General features: G+C 70.6%; 16 protein-coding genes. 12 read left to right on the forward strand and 4 right to left on the reverse strand.

Features of this window, described 5'->3' with window-relative positions; all coding sequences use genetic code 11:
* The first annotated feature begins 15 nt into the window (after positions 1–15).
* Positions 16–807: a lysostaphin resistance A-like protein gene (locus DI005_RS13910; RefSeq protein WP_369973580.1), complete on the forward strand. Its 792-nt coding sequence runs from the start codon at positions 16–18 to the stop codon at positions 805–807.
* Here DI005_RS13910 and DI005_RS13915 read toward each other — a convergent pair.
* From DI005_RS13915 to DI005_RS13930, 4 genes are read right to left on the reverse strand one after another with little or no spacing between them, the layout of a single operon-like run.
* Positions 801–1,490: a FadR/GntR family transcriptional regulator gene (locus tag DI005_RS13915; protein WP_199542793.1), complete on the reverse strand. Its 690-nt coding sequence runs from the start codon at positions 1,488–1,490 to the stop codon at positions 801–803. The genes DI005_RS13910 and DI005_RS13915 overlap by 7 nt on opposite strands.
* Complete coding sequence (locus DI005_RS13920; RefSeq protein WP_113642361.1) at positions 1,487–2,611, reverse strand: mandelate racemase/muconate lactonizing enzyme family protein; 1,125 nt, start codon at positions 2,609–2,611, stop codon at positions 1,487–1,489. Before DI005_RS13920 ends, DI005_RS13915 begins: the two co-directional genes overlap by 4 nt.
* Positions 2,612–2,651: 40 nt before the next feature.
* The gene (locus tag DI005_RS13925) at positions 2,652–3,422 is read right to left on the reverse strand and encodes a sulfite exporter TauE/SafE family protein (RefSeq protein WP_369973584.1); all 771 of its coding nucleotides are present in this window, start codon (positions 3,420–3,422) and stop codon (positions 2,652–2,654) included.
* Entirely contained in the window at positions 3,419–4,228 is an 810-nt protein-coding gene (locus tag DI005_RS13930) for an IclR family transcriptional regulator (RefSeq protein ID WP_233520131.1), read from the reverse strand. Before DI005_RS13930 ends, DI005_RS13925 begins: the two co-directional genes overlap by 4 nt.
* 69 nt (positions 4,229–4,297) lie before the next feature.
* On the opposite strand from DI005_RS13930, the gene DI005_RS13935 reads away from it, so the two are divergent.
* The 11 genes from DI005_RS13935 to lepB all read left to right on the forward strand — a co-directional run bounded on the left by DI005_RS13935 (position 4,298) and on the right by lepB (position 13,383).
* Complete coding sequence (locus DI005_RS13935) at positions 4,298–5,242, forward strand: 5-dehydro-4-deoxyglucarate dehydratase (protein ID WP_228713874.1); 945 nt, start codon at positions 4,298–4,300, stop codon at positions 5,240–5,242.
* 45 nt (positions 5,243–5,287) lie between these two features.
* Positions 5,288–6,289 (forward strand): tripartite tricarboxylate transporter substrate binding protein, encoded by a 1,002-nt coding sequence (locus DI005_RS13940; RefSeq protein ID WP_112271965.1) that lies wholly within the window; start codon positions 5,288–5,290, stop codon positions 6,287–6,289.
* Positions 6,286–6,771: a tripartite tricarboxylate transporter TctB family protein gene (locus DI005_RS13945; RefSeq protein ID WP_112271967.1), complete on the forward strand. Its 486-nt coding sequence runs from the start codon at positions 6,286–6,288 to the stop codon at positions 6,769–6,771. The genes DI005_RS13940 and DI005_RS13945 overlap by 4 nt, the downstream gene beginning before the upstream one ends.
* A 10-nt stretch (positions 6,772–6,781) precedes the next feature.
* The gene (locus tag DI005_RS13950) at positions 6,782–8,362 is read left to right on the forward strand and encodes a tripartite tricarboxylate transporter permease (protein WP_113642367.1); all 1,581 of its coding nucleotides are present in this window, start codon (positions 6,782–6,784) and stop codon (positions 8,360–8,362) included.
* On the forward strand, positions 8,286–9,806 hold the full coding sequence (locus tag DI005_RS13955; RefSeq protein ID WP_113642369.1) for an aldehyde dehydrogenase (NADP(+)): 1,521 nt from the start codon (positions 8,286–8,288) through the stop codon (positions 9,804–9,806). The genes DI005_RS13950 and DI005_RS13955 overlap by 77 nt, the downstream gene beginning before the upstream one ends.
* Before the next feature lie 155 nt (positions 9,807–9,961).
* Positions 9,962–10,405, forward strand: coding sequence for a 30S ribosomal protein S16 (gene rpsP, locus DI005_RS13960; RefSeq protein WP_112271973.1), 444 nt, complete (start codon positions 9,962–9,964; stop codon positions 10,403–10,405).
* Positions 10,402–10,641 (forward strand): RNA-binding protein, encoded by a 240-nt coding sequence (locus tag DI005_RS13965; RefSeq protein WP_110342337.1) that lies wholly within the window; start codon positions 10,402–10,404, stop codon positions 10,639–10,641. Before rpsP ends, DI005_RS13965 begins: the two co-directional genes overlap by 4 nt.
* A 10-nt stretch (positions 10,642–10,651) precedes the next feature.
* Entirely contained in the window at positions 10,652–11,164 is a 513-nt protein-coding gene (rimM, locus tag DI005_RS13970; protein ID WP_113642371.1) for a ribosome maturation factor RimM, read from the forward strand.
* On the forward strand, positions 11,164–11,913 hold the full coding sequence (trmD, locus tag DI005_RS13975) for a tRNA (guanosine(37)-N1)-methyltransferase TrmD (protein WP_113642373.1): 750 nt from the start codon (positions 11,164–11,166) through the stop codon (positions 11,911–11,913). Before rimM ends, trmD begins: the two co-directional genes overlap by 1 nt.
* 138 nt (positions 11,914–12,051) lie before the next feature.
* Complete coding sequence (gene rplS, locus DI005_RS13980; RefSeq protein WP_110342340.1) at positions 12,052–12,411, forward strand: 50S ribosomal protein L19; 360 nt, start codon at positions 12,052–12,054, stop codon at positions 12,409–12,411.
* Positions 12,412–12,453: 42 nt separating this feature from the next.
* A complete protein-coding gene (gene lepB / locus DI005_RS13985; RefSeq protein ID WP_113642505.1) occupies positions 12,454–13,383 on the forward strand; it encodes a signal peptidase I in 930 nt (309 codons plus the stop codon).
* Position 13,384 lies beyond the last annotated feature (1 nt).

The raw sequence follows: 13,384 nt of genomic DNA on the forward strand, positions 1-13,384 counted from the left end.
TGATGGAGGATGGGCGTGACGTCACCGAACGCGGGAGATCCGGTGCCCGGCGTCGAACAGTCCACCTCCGGCACGCAGACGGTGACCGCGCCGCCCGCCCATCGCTGGGGCTTCGGCGCGTTCCTGTTCGTCGAGGCCGTGCTGCTGGCCTCGGCCGCGCTGGTGGGCGCGCTGCTGGTCAAGGGCGGCAACGCCGAGTCGCTGCCGGTGCGCGACGTGCTGATCGGCACGATGACGCCCACCGTGATCGCGGCGCTCACTGCGCTGGCGATCACCAAGCTGCGGGGCAACGGGCCGCTGGCCGACCTGCGGCTGTCGTGGCGCTGGGACGACGTGAAGCTCGGGCTCAAGTTCGGCGTGCTCGGCCTGGTCTGCACCAGCGTCGGTGTGTTCGTCTGGACGAAGGTGGTCGGCGAGCAGAACTCCAGTTCCGCGATCAGTGCGCTCGTCGAGGACAAACCGATGTCGGTGTCCGCCGCGGTGGTGATGTTCCTCTACCTGTGGCTGCTCGGCCCGATCTGTGAGGAGATCATCTACTGCGGCCTGCTGTGGGGCGCGACGGAGCGGCTGCAGTGGAACAACGAGAAATGGGGCCGGTTCGCCGCGTTCCTGCTCTCCACGGCGGTGTTCGCGATGAGCCACCTCGAACCGCTGCGGACCACGCTGCTGCTGGTGATCGCGGTGCCGATCGGGCTGGCGCGCCTTGTCACGGGGCGCCTGCTCGGCAGCATCGTGGCCCACCAGATGAACAACTTCCTGCCCGCGCTGGCGATCCTGCTCACCGCGCTCGGCGTGGTGAGCTACTGAGTCTTCGCCGCCTGCCCCTGCGCCGCGAGCAGCCGCTCCCTGCTGTTGGTCAGGTGCACGCGCGCGGCTGCGCGGGCGGCCTCCGCGTCCTGCCGCTCGATCGCCGCGTAGACGTTCTCGTGCTCGCCGGCCGTCCGCGCGAACCGCTCGGGATTCGCCGGCATCCGCTCGCGGTGCATGATGATCATGCCGGGCCCGAAGGACCGGAGCAGGTCGGCGAAGTAGCGGTTGTCCGCGGCGAGGGCGATTCGCAGGTGGAAGGTGAAGTCGGCGCGCACGGCGGCGCTGGGGTTGCCCGCGCTCGCCGCGAACTCGTCGAGCGCCTCCCGCAGGTCGGCCAGCTGCGCCTCGGTGCGCCTGCGGGCCGCGAGGGCGGCGGCCTCGACCTCCAGCGCCGTGCGGAACTCGATGAGTTCCAGCGCGCCCTCGATCGTCAGCTCGCCCGCCTCTTCGACCTCGAACGGGGTGGTGCTCGGCTGGGCCAGCACGAAGCTGCCGCGCCCGTGCCGCGTCTCGACCAGCCCGGCGGCCTGCAGCCGCGAGATCGCCTCGCGCACCACCGTGCGGCTCACGCCGTAGGTCTGCACGAGGCTGCCCTCGGTCGGCAGCCGCTCGCCGGGCTGGATGACGCCTTCCTGGATGCGCGCCGTCAGCCGCGCGACCAGCTCCTGGGTTCTGCTCAAGCGGTCACCGTAACGCTGTCGACCGTCCACGCCCTCGCCTGGTCGCTCACGGTCAGGCCGAGGCCGGGGCGGTCCGGCACCAGCATGCGCCCGTCCTTGATCTCCATGCGCTCGTTGAACAGCGGTTCGAGCCACTCGAAGTGCTCGACCCACGGCTCCTGCGGGTAGGTCGCCGCGAGGTGCAGGTGGATCTCCATCGCGTAGTGCGGGGCGAGCTGGAGCCTGTGGTGCTCGGCGAGCGCGGTGAGCTTGAGGAACTGCGTGATGCCGCCGATGCGTGGCGCGTCGGGCTGGATGATGTCGGCGCCGCCCGCCCGGATCAGCTCGGCGTGCTCGGCGACGCTGGTGAGCATCTCGCCCGTGGCGATCGGGGTGTCGAAACCACGGGCGAGCGCGGCATGCCCCTCGTGGTCGTAGGCGTCGAGCGGCTCCTCGATCCACACGAGGTCCAGCGGTTCGAGCCTGCGGCACATGCGCTGCGCGGCAGGGCGGTCCCACTGCTGGTTGGCGTCGACCATCAGCGGCACGTCGTCGCCGAGGTGCTCGCGGACCTTGGTCACGCGCTCGACGTCGACGCGCCAGTCGGGGTGGCCGACCTTGAGCTTCACACCGCCGATGCCGCGTTCCCGGGAGGCGGTGGTGTTCTCCAGGACCTCCTCGATGGGAATGTGCAGGAAACCGCCCGAGGTGTTGTAGCAGCGCACGGAGTCGCGGTGGGCGCCGATGAGCTTGGCCAGCGGCAGCCCGGCACGCTTGGCCTTGAGGTCCCACAGCGCCACGTCGATGGCGGCGATCGCCTGTGTCGAGAGCCCGCTGCGGCCAACCGACGCGCCTGCCCACACGAGCTTCGTCCACAGGCGGTCGATGTCGCTGGGGTCCTCGCCGATCAGCTCGGGGGCGATCTCGCGGGCGTGTGCGTACTGGCCGGGGCCGCCCGCGCGCTTCGAGTAGCCGAAGCCGAAGCCGTCGTGGCCGGACTCGGTGCCGATCTCGGCGAAGAGCAGAGCGACCTCGGTCATCGGCTTCTGCCGTCCGGTGAGCACCTTCGCGTCGCTGACGGGGGTGCGCAGCGGGAGGGTGACGGACGAGATCCGGACGGAGGTGATGCGATCGGAGGTCATGGCGAGAGATCGTACAACTCGCTCAGAGGTCATACAACGATCAGATCGCGGAGAGCCACAGGTGCACGGCGAGCCCGAACCCGGCCAGCGCGATCACGACCCGCAGCGGACGCTCTGGCAGCCGCCGGACGATCGACGGCCCGATCCAGCTGCCGACCAGTGCCCCCGCGCCGAGCGCCGCGGCGGCGAGCCAGTCGACGGGGGCGAGGAACGCGAACGCCACCGCGGCCGTCACGTTGGCCGCACCTGTCGCGACGTTCTTGACCGCGTTGGTGATCGGCAGCGGCTCGGTGACCGACACCGAGAGCACGGCGAGCATCAGCACCCCCGCGCCCGCGCCGAAGTACCCGCCGTAGACGCCGACTGCCAGCACCGCCAGCGCGACGGGGAGCGCCGAGCGCGGGCCGCGGCGGGTGCGTGACCTTCCGTCGGCGGCCTCCCTCAGCCGGTCGCGGAACAGCAGCAGCGCCGAACCGAGCGCGATGAGCCACGGCACGATCAGCTCGAACGTCGACGCGGGCGTGGTCAGCAGGAGCACGGCGCCGAGTGAGCCGCCGAGTACCGCCATGAGGCCGAGCCGGAGCAGGCGTGCCCGCTGCCCCCGCAGCTCCCTGCGCGAGCCGCCCGCGGCGCCGACCGTGGTGGAGAACATGGCCACGGTGTTGGTGACGTTGGCGGCGATCGGCGGCAGTCCTGCGGCGAGGAGGGCGGGGTAGCTGAACAGAGAGGCGAGGCCCGCCATCGAGCCAACGAGGCCCGCGGCGACCCCCGCCAGCGCCAGCAGCGCGGCGGCGTCGAGTCCCAAACTCAGTGCCCCGCGGTGAGATCCGCCGTCGCGGCGAGGTCGACCGGCGCCATGCGCTCGATCGCGAGCCGCGTGCGCTGCATCGCGTCGATGATCTCCTCGCGGCGCGCCTCGGTGAGGCCGGAGATCGGCACCGAGCAACTGATCGCGTCGGTCGGCGGCGTGCTGTAGCGCAGCGCGAAGCCGAAGCAGGTCACGCCGGCGTAGTTCTCCTCGTTGTCGATCGCGTACCCGCGCTCACGCGTGAGCTCGAGGTCGGCGATCAGGTCGGCGCGCTCCACCAGCGTGTTGGGGGTGAGCGGCGTGACCTCCTCGGGCACGTGCTCGTCGATGCCGGTCTCGAGGCGCTCCGCGAGCAGCGACTTGCCCATGGAGGTGCTGAACGCGGGCAGCCTGCGGCCGACCCTGCTGAACGGGCGGATGTACTTGCTCGACTCCTTGGTGGCGAGGTAGACGATGTCGCCCCGGTCGAGCCTGCCGTAGTGAATGGTCTCGTCCAGCTCGGCGGAGAGGTCCGTGATCAGTGGCTGGACGATCCGCAGGTACGGGTCGGTGTCGAGGTAGGTCGTGCCGGCGAGCAGCGCGCGGATGCCGATGCTGTACTGGGTGCCGCTGGCGTCGGCCCGCACCCAGCCGTGCTCGACGAGCGTGCGGATGAGGGCGTAGACACTGCTTCGCGGGGCGCCGAGCGCGTCGCTCAGCTCGCGCAGGCGGGCGGGCCGGTTCTGCCGCGACGCCAGCAGTTCCAGCAGTTCCACGGTCCTGGCGGCGGACTTCACACCTCGCACACCGGTCTCTCGCTCAGCTTCCACGGTTGACAGCCTAGCAAGCTCCAAGTAACACTGCTCCGCACATGACAGACGTCTACATATGGAGACACCTTGACTGCCACGTATACAACGGAGGCCGTTGACCGGCTTCGGCGCGGGATGGACACGGCGGTGCTGTCGTTCCCGCTGACGCCGTTCGACGCCGAAGGTGCCGTCGACGTGGACGCCTTCCGCGCGCATGTGCGCAGGCAGCTCGACGCGCGGCCGGGGGCGGTGTTCCCCTGCTGCGGCACGGGCGAGTTCTTCTCCCTCGCCGAGGACGAGTACGAGACCCTCATCCGCGTCGCGGCCGAGGAGTCGGCGGGCGAGATCCCGGTCGTCGCAGGGGCGGGCTACGGCTGGGCGCAGGCGTCGCGCTTCGTCGCGGCCGCGCAGCGGGCGGGCGCCGACGCGGTGCTGCTGATGCCGCCGTACCTGGTGGAGACGCCGCAGGCCGGCCTCGTCGACCACGTGCGCAAGGTCGCAGCCAACACCGAGCTGCCGCTCATCGTCTACCAGCGGGCCCAGGTCAAGATCGCGCTGCCGACCGTGGCCGAGCTGGCGACGATCCCGAACGTCATCGGCATCAAGGACGGGCACTGCGACCTCGACCAGCTGCAGCGGCTCAAGCTCGCCGCGCCGCCGGAGTGGCTCTTCTTCAACGGGGCCGCGACCGCCGAGATGCAGGCCCGCGCCTACCGCGCCATCGGCGTGCCCGCGTACTCCTCGGCCGTGCACGCGTTCGCGCCCGAGATCTCCCAGGCGTTCTTCCGCGCCTTTCACGCCGACGACCACGCCACCGTCGAGCGGCTGCTCAGCGAGTTCTACGTCCCGCTCGTGGAGCTGCGGGACCGGGGCACCGGCTACGCCGTGGCATTGGTCAAGGCCGCCGCGCGGCTGCGGGGAGCCGACGTCGGCCCGGTGCGCGCGCCGTTGCGGGATCTGCCCGCCGACCATCTCGCGGAGCTCGACGCACTCCTGACCAAGGGTCTCGCCCTCGTGGGCGCCGACCGTTGACCGCACTCCCAACCCCCACCCGGTAGCACTCCATCAGGAGGATCAATGAGGATTCTGTCCAGCCGCGGCACGCGGGGCGCCGCCCTGCTCGCCGCCACGGCACTGGCTCTGTCGGCCTGCTCGGTGCAGGGCGGTTCCGGCGGTGAGGGCGGTGGTGACTACCCGGCTCGCGCGGTCGAGTTCACTGTGCCCACCGAGCCCGGCGGCAGCACCGACCTGATCACGAGGGCGCTCACCAAGAGCCTCGAGGAGCCGCTCGGCCAGTCGACGGTCGTCGTCAACAAGCCCGGAGCCAACGGCAAGATCGCGGGCAAGGACGTCTTCAGCGGCAACCCCGACGGCTACCGCGTCGCCGTGATGCCGCAGTCGCTGTTCGCCGTCGGCCCGCTCGTGGTCGAGGACCCGGACGCCATCCAGCTCGACGAGATGACCTTCGTCAAGGGCCTCACCCGCGAGGACTACGTCATGGTCGTGCCGTCGTCGTCGCCCTTCGAGAAGGTCGAGGACGTGCTGGCCGCCGACAACGTCAAGTACGGCACCTCGGGCGCCGGCACCGGCAACCAGCTCGCCCAGGCGCTGCTGTTCGGCTCCGCGAAGGTCAACGCCACCGCCGTGCCGTTCGACGGCGGCGGCCCGCAGCTGACCGCCGTGCTCGGCGGCAAGGTCGACGTCGGCACCGTGCACGTCGCCGAGGCGTACGAGCAGATCCAGGCCGGAGCGCTGCGCCCGCTCGTCGCCTTCTCCGCCGAGCGGCTGGAGGCGCTGCCCGACGTGCCCACCGCCACCGAGAAGGGCTACGACGTGGTGGTCGACCAGCGCCGGTTCGTCGCCGCGCCCGCCGGCCTTCCCGACGACGTGCGCGACAAGCTCGCCACCGCGATCGACGAGGCCGTGTCCTCGGAGGAGTACGCCAAGCTGCTCCAGGACAACTACATCACCCGCTGGGAGGCCGACGGCTCCGAGGTCGGTGACCAGCTCCGCGAGGCCAGCGAGCGCTTCAAGACCATGACCACCGAGCTCGGCGTCAACCTCAAGGGCCAGTCATGACCGCTCCCGATCAGGAACAGGAGACGCGGCCGAGCGCGGCCTACGCGCGCAGGCAGAACGTCATCGCCGCGGCCGTGCTGTGCGCGATCGGTGTGGGGGCCGCGATCCTGTCCTGGCAGCTCGGGATCGGCGACCTCGCCGATCCCGGGCCCGGGCTGTGGCCGCTGATCGTCAGCGTGGCCATGGCGGTCATCGCCGCGGTGCTCGTGGTGCGCTCGGCGCCGACCGGCGAGGAGGAGCGGTTCGGCCGCGAGTCACTCGTCGTCGTGATCGGCGTCGTCTCCCTGCTGGGCTACGTGCTGCTGTTCGAACAGGTCGGGTTCGAGATCCCGACCGTCGCGCTGCTGGTGCTGTGGCTGAAGCTGCTCGGCCGCGAGTCGTGGCGGATGACCGTCATCGTCTCGGTGGTGGCCACCGCGGCGATCTACCTGCTGTTCATCACCGGGCTCGAGGTGTCGCTGCCCCACATCGTGCACTTCTGAGGACTAGCCAATGGATTTCCTGTCTCCGGTGCTCGACGGTTTCGGGGTCGTCTTCCAGCCGGACAACCTGCTCTACTGCCTGCTCGGCGTGACGCTGGGCATGCTGGTCGGCGTGCTGCCCGGCCTCGGCCCCGCGGCGACGATCGCGATCCTGCTGCCGATCACCTACAACATCGAGCCCACGTCGGCGATCATCATGCTCGCCGGCATCTTCTACGGCGCGCAGTACGGCGGCACGATCACGTCGGTGCTGCTGCGCCTGCCCGGCGAGGCCTCCAGCGTCGTCACCGCCATCGACGGTCACGAGATGGCGAGACAGGGGCGAGCGGGCGCCGCGCTCGGCATCGCGGCGATCGGCTCCTTCATCGGCGGCACGATCTCGATCGTCGTGCTGACCTTCGTCGCACCGCTCGTCTCGGGCTTCGCGATCGACTTCGGCCCCGCCGAATACACGATGCTCGCCCTGCTCGGCATCCTGCTCGTCACCACGCTGGGCACCGGCTCGATCCTCAAGAGCCTGGCCATGGCCACCCTCGGCCTGCTGCTCGCCACGATCGGGCAGGATCCGCTGCTCGGCACCGCGCGCCTGACCTTCGGCAGCGACCAGCTGCTCGACGGCATCGACTTCGTGATCGTCGCGATGGGCCTGTTCGGTGTCGGGGAGATCCTCTACAACCTGGAGTCGCTGCGGAGGAAGGCGCCGAAGGCCACCGAGGTCGGCTCGGTCTACCCGACGCGCAAGGACCTCTCCGAATCCAAGGGCGCCATCGCGCGCGGCTCGGCCAGCGGCTTCCTGCTCGGCATCCTGCCCGGTGGCGGCGCGACGATGTCGTCGATGGTCGCCTACGCCGTGGAGAAGAAGGCCACCAAGCGGCCGGAGCGCTTCGGCAAGGGCGCCATCCAGGGCGTCGCCGGCCCGGAGAGCGCGAACAACGCGGCCGCGACGTCGTCGTTCATCCCGCTGCTGTCGCTCGGCATCCCCGCCAACGCGACGATGGCGATCATGTTCGGCGCGCTGATGCTGCAGGGCATCACGCCGGGCCCGCTGCTCGTCGACGAGGAGCCCCAGCTGTTCTGGGGCGTCGTCAACTCGATGTACGTCGGCAACCTGCTGCTGCTCGCCATGAGCCTGCCGCTGATCGGGATCTTCGTGCGCATCCTGAAGGTTCGGGCGGCGATCCTGGCCCCGCTGACGATCCTGATCACGATGATCGGCGTCTACACGGTGCGCAACAACGTGTTCGACATGTTCCTCGTGCTCGCGCTGGGCGTGCTCGGGTACCTGATGAAGAAGGTCGGCTTCGAGCCCGGTCCGCTCGTGTTGGCCTTCGTGCTCGGGGGAATCCTCGAGTCGGCGTTCCGGCGTTCGATGCGGACGTTCGACGGCGAGCTGACGGGCTTCCTCGGCGAGCCGATCGCCGCGACGCTGTTCGGCGCCATCGTGCTCCTCGTCGTGCTATCGGCGCTGCGAGCCCTCCGGACCAGGAAAAAGGCCAACAAAAACAAGGAGAACGATGTCCCACCTGCAGAGCGTCGACCCGAGGACCGGGGCGAGCAGCGAGACCGGGATCCTGCCGAGCACGTCCGATGAGGTCGACGCCGCCGCGACCCGGGCCCGGACGGCCTTCGCGGAGCTGACCAGGCGTGACCGCTCGTGGCGGGCCGAGCTGCTGCGGGCCATGGCCGACGAGCTGGAGTCGCGGCGCGAGGCGATCGTCTCGACCGCCGACGGCGAGACCGGTCTCGGCGAGACCCGGCTGAACGGCGAGCTGACCCGCACGTGCTTCCAGCTGCGGCTCTTCGCCGACGTGGTCACCGATGGCGGCTATCTCGAGGCGGCCGTCGACCATGCCGGTGACACCCCGATGGGCCCACGTCCCGACCTGCGCCGGATGCTGCTGCCGCTCGGCCCGGTCGCCGTGTTCGGCGCGAGCAACTTCCCGCTGGCCTTCTCGGTGCCGGGCGGCGACACCGCGTCGGCGCTCGCGGCCGGCTGCCCGGTGGTGGTCAAGGCCCACGAGTCGCACCCGCTCACGTCTCGGCTGTGCGGCGAGGCGCTCGAGGCGGCCACGGCGAGCCACGGAGCGCCCGAGGGCACGATCGCGGTCGTCTACGGTCGCGAGGCCGGTGCGCGCCTCGTGCAGCACCCCGACATCAAGGCCGTGGGCTTCACCGGCTCGCTCGGCGGCGGTAAGGCGCTGCTGGAGCTCATCAACTCCCGGCCGGACCCGATCCCGTTCTACGGCGAGCTGTCCGGCATCAACCCGCTCGTGGTCACCCCGGCCGCGGCACGGGAGCGCGCCGACGAGATCGGCGCGGGCCTCGCGGGCTCGTTCACACTCGGCTCCGGCCAGTTCTGCACCAAGCCGGGGCTGGCGTTCGTGCCCAGGACCGACGGGGGAGAGGCTCTGCTCGGCGCGCTGGGCAAGGCGGTCGAGGGCACCGGTGCGCAGGTGCTGCTCAACGAGGGCATCCGCGACTCGTTCGCGGCCGGCTCCGGCCGGCTGGCCGACCTGCCGGCCGTGTCGACGATCGCGACCGGCGGGGAGGTCGAGGGGGACGGGTTCACAGCGCAGCCCTGGGTGCTGACCATCGACGCCGCCGACCTCGACGACAGCGTCGCCCGCGAGTGCTTCGGGCCGCTCGTGGTCGTGGTGCGCTACTCCGACGACAAGGAGCTGCTCGACGCGCTGGCGCGGCTGGAGCCCTCGCTGACCGCGACCGTGCACCTCGGCAGCGGCGAGGCCGCGGACCGGACGGAGCTGCTCGACGGCCTGCGCGAGGTCGCGGGCAGGCTCGTCTTCGACGGCTACCCGACCGGTGTCGCGGTGTCGTGGGCCCAGCACCACGGCGGACCGTGGCCGTCCACCAACACCGTTCACACCTCGGTGGGCACCACGTCGATCCGCCGGTTCCTGCGGCCGTTCGCCTGGCAGGGCGCACCGCAGGCCGTGCTGCCCGCCGAGTTGCGCGACGGCCCGGTGGACGTCCCCCGGAGGGTGGACGGCGTGCTCACGCTCCCCGGGAACGGGTGAGCCGGGGCCGTCTGGCAAAATGGTTGCCTGCCCGCTCCGGATCGGACCCTCTCACCGGCCGGGGCGACCACACATACCTGCGGGCACTCGGATCCGGCTCCCCACTCGGATCGTGTCCCGACCCGAGTAGCGAAACGACAGGAGTACCCACACCCGTGGCCGTCAAGATCAAGCTGCAGCGCCTGGGCAAGATCCGTGCGCCGTACTACCGCATCATCGTCGCGGACGCGCGCACCCGGCGGGATGGCAAGGCCATCGAGACGATCGGCAAGTACCACCCCAAGGAGGAGCCGAGCTTCATCGAGGTCGACTCCGACCGCGCCCAGCACTGGCTGAAGGTCGGCGCGCAGCCCACCGAGCCGGTCCAGCGCATCCTCGAGATCACCGGTGACTGGCAGAAGTTCAAGGGCCTGCCCGGCGCCGAGGGCACGCTGAAGCAGCGCGAGGCCAAGCCGTCCAAGCAGGACCTGTTCAACGCCGCGCTCGCGGCGGCGGGCGAGGAGCCCACCGGCGAGGCGACCACGCCCAAGAAGAAGAGCGGCGGCAAGAAGGCCGACGCCGCCGAGGGCGAGACCGAGAAGAAGGCCGACGAGGCGTGAGCTTCCTGGCCGACTCGCTCGAGCACCTGGTGCGCGGCATCGTCGACAACCCGGACGACGTCCGGGTCGAGCTGATCACCACGCGCCGGGGACGCACTCTCGAGGTGCACGTCCACCCGGACGACCTCGGCAAGGTGATCGGCCGGGGTGGCCGCACGGCCACCGCCCTGCGCACCGTGATGGGAGCCATCGGCGGCAGGGGCGTTCGCGTCGACGTCATCGACACCGACCGCTGAGAAACGCACCGTGCAGGTCGTGGTCGGCCGGGTCGCCAAAGCGCACGGCATTCGCGGCGAACTAGCCGTGGACGTGCGCACCGACTCGCCCGAGGAGCGTTTCGCCGAGGGAGCGGTGCTGACCGGTCAGGCTCGTGACGGCAGCACCACACGGCTCACCGTGACAGCCGCCCGCTGGCACAGCGGGCGGCTGCTCATGCGTTTCGCCGAGGTTCCCGATCGCACCATCGCCGAGGAGCTGCGCGGTGTCCTGCTGCTCGGCGACACCGACGACCTGCCGCCCATCGAGGATCCCGACGAGTTCTACGACCACGAGCTGGAGGGCCTGCGCGCGGAGCTGACCGACGGGACCGTCGTCGGCACCGTGCGCGAGGTCGTCCACTCGCCGGGCGGCGAGCTGCTGTCCGTCGACCGCGACGGCCGCGACCTGCTCGTGCCGTTCGTGCGGGAGATCGTGCCCCAGGTCGACGTCGCGGGCGGCCGCGTCGTGCTCGACCCACCCGAGGGGTTGCTGGACGTCTGATGAGGATCGACGTCGTCACCATCTTTCCCGAGTACCTGCAGCCCCTGCGGGCGGCGCTGCTCGGGCGCGCCATCGAGCGCGGCCTCATCGAGATCGGCGTCCACGACCTGCGGGAGTGGACCCACGACGTGCACCGTGCCGTCGACGACTCGCCGTACGGCGGCGGACCCGGCATGGTCATGAAGCCCCAGGTCTGGGGCGACGCGCTCGACTCCGTCTGCGGTGAGCGCACGCGCCTGGTCGTCCCGACGCCCGCGGGCAGGCCGTTCACGCAGGGGCTCGCGCACGCTTATGCCGCCGAGGAACACCTGGTGTTCGCGTGCGGCCGCTACGAGGGCATCGACCAGAGGGTGATCGACGACGCGGCGCGACGCATGCCCGTCGACGAGGTCTCCATCGGTGACTACGTGCTGGTGGGCGGCGAGGCCGCCGTGCTGGTGATCGTCGAGGCCGTCGTGCGCCTGCTGCCGGGCGTGCTCGGCAACCCGGTGTCGGCCGAGCAGGACTCCTTCTCCGATGGACTGCTGGAGGGTCCGAGCTTCACCCGCCCGGAGGTGTGGCGGGAGCTGCCCGTGCCGGAGGTGCTGCGCTCCGGCAACCACGCGCTGATCGATCGCTGGCGCCGCGACCAGGCGCTGGAGCGGACCTTCCGGCGGCGGCCCGACCTGCTGGAACGCCTCCCCGAGGAGAGCCTCGACAAGCACGATCGGGCGTTGCTCGACCGGCTCCGCCAGGAGCCCGGTGACTAGCCCCGGCGGGCTGTCTGCAATACTTGACCGGTTGGCGCGACGTGATCACGCGCCGCCAAGCTCCTGGGCCACCCGCTATCAGGCAGGCGTGCGCCCGGATGTACGCCGAAGCCACACCAAGACGAGGACGGACCACCGATGAACACCCTGGACGCGTTGGACGCTCAGTCGCTGCGTTCTGACATTCCGCACTTCCGCCCGGGCGACACGCTGAAGGTTCACGTCCGCGTTATCGAGGGCAACCGCGAGCGCAACCAGGTCTTCCAGGGCGTCGTCATCCGCCGTCAGGGCGGTGGCATCCGCGAGACCTTCACCGTGCGCAAGGTGTCGTTCGGTGTCGGTGTCGAGCGGACCTTCCCGGTGCACTCGCCCAACATCGCCAAGATCGAGGTCGAGAAGCGCGGTGATGTCCGCAGGGCCAAGCTGTACTACCTGCGTGAGCTGCGGGGCAAGGCCGCCAAGATCAAGGAGCGGCGCGAAGCCCCCTCTGCCTCCTGAGTAGTCAAGCGGTTACCGTAGCCTGGCGACGTGGTCGAGCCTGTGCCTTCAAATGCCGCGGAAGACGAGCCGGAGCGCTCGGAGGACAAGGACCCGAAGGGGCATAAAGCCGAGTCCTCCGAGCCGGGGCCTGACGCCTCGGCCAGCCGGGAACGCAAGCAGAAGAAGCAGCGCTCGTTCTGGAAAGAGCTGCCCATCCTCATCGTGGTGGCGCTCGTTCTGGCTTTCCTGATCCAGCAGTTCCTCGCGCGGGTCTACATGATCCCGTCGGGGTCGATGGAGCAGACGCTGCACGGCTGTGCCGGCTGCACCCCGGACCGGATCCTGGTCGACAAGATCACGTACGACTTCACCGATCCGGAGCCGGGCGACGTGGTCGTGTTCCGCGGCCCGCCCGCGTGGATCGAGGGCGACCTGCCGCCCGAGGAATCGGACAACGCGGTCGCCAACTTCTTCCAGAGCATCGGTTCGGTGTTCGGGCTCGCGCCGCCGGACGAGCGCGACTTCGTGAAGCGGATCATCGCGACCGGCGGTCAGACCGTCGAGTGCTGTGACGATCAGAACCGTGTTCTCGTGGACGGCAAGCCGCTCGACGAGCCGTACATCTACTGGCAGGGCGCCCACGAGCAGGCAGAGTTCGACCCGGTGGAGGTGCCGGAGGGCACGGTCTGGGTGATGGGCGACAACCGCAACAACTCGTCCGACTCCCGGTACCAGGGCGATGGCGGAGCGCGGGGCGCCGTCCCGGTCGACAACATCATCGGCAAGGCGCGGTTCATCGTGCTGCCCCCTTCGCGCTGGGGCACGGTGAGTGATCACAACCCGCAGGCCGCCTCCGCCAGCGCCATGAGCGCGCCCGCGTGGCAGCAGGGCGTACCGTTGGGCATCGGTGTGCTGGCCGCATGGCCGACCTTGCTGGTGGGCCGCCGCCTCGGCGCCGCGGTCCGTGGGACGGTCAGACGAGGACGGTAAC

This window comes from Prauserella sp. PE36 (assembly GCF_003311655.1).
Lineage (GTDB): Bacteria > Actinomycetota > Actinomycetes > Mycobacteriales > Pseudonocardiaceae > Prauserella_A > Prauserella_A endophytica.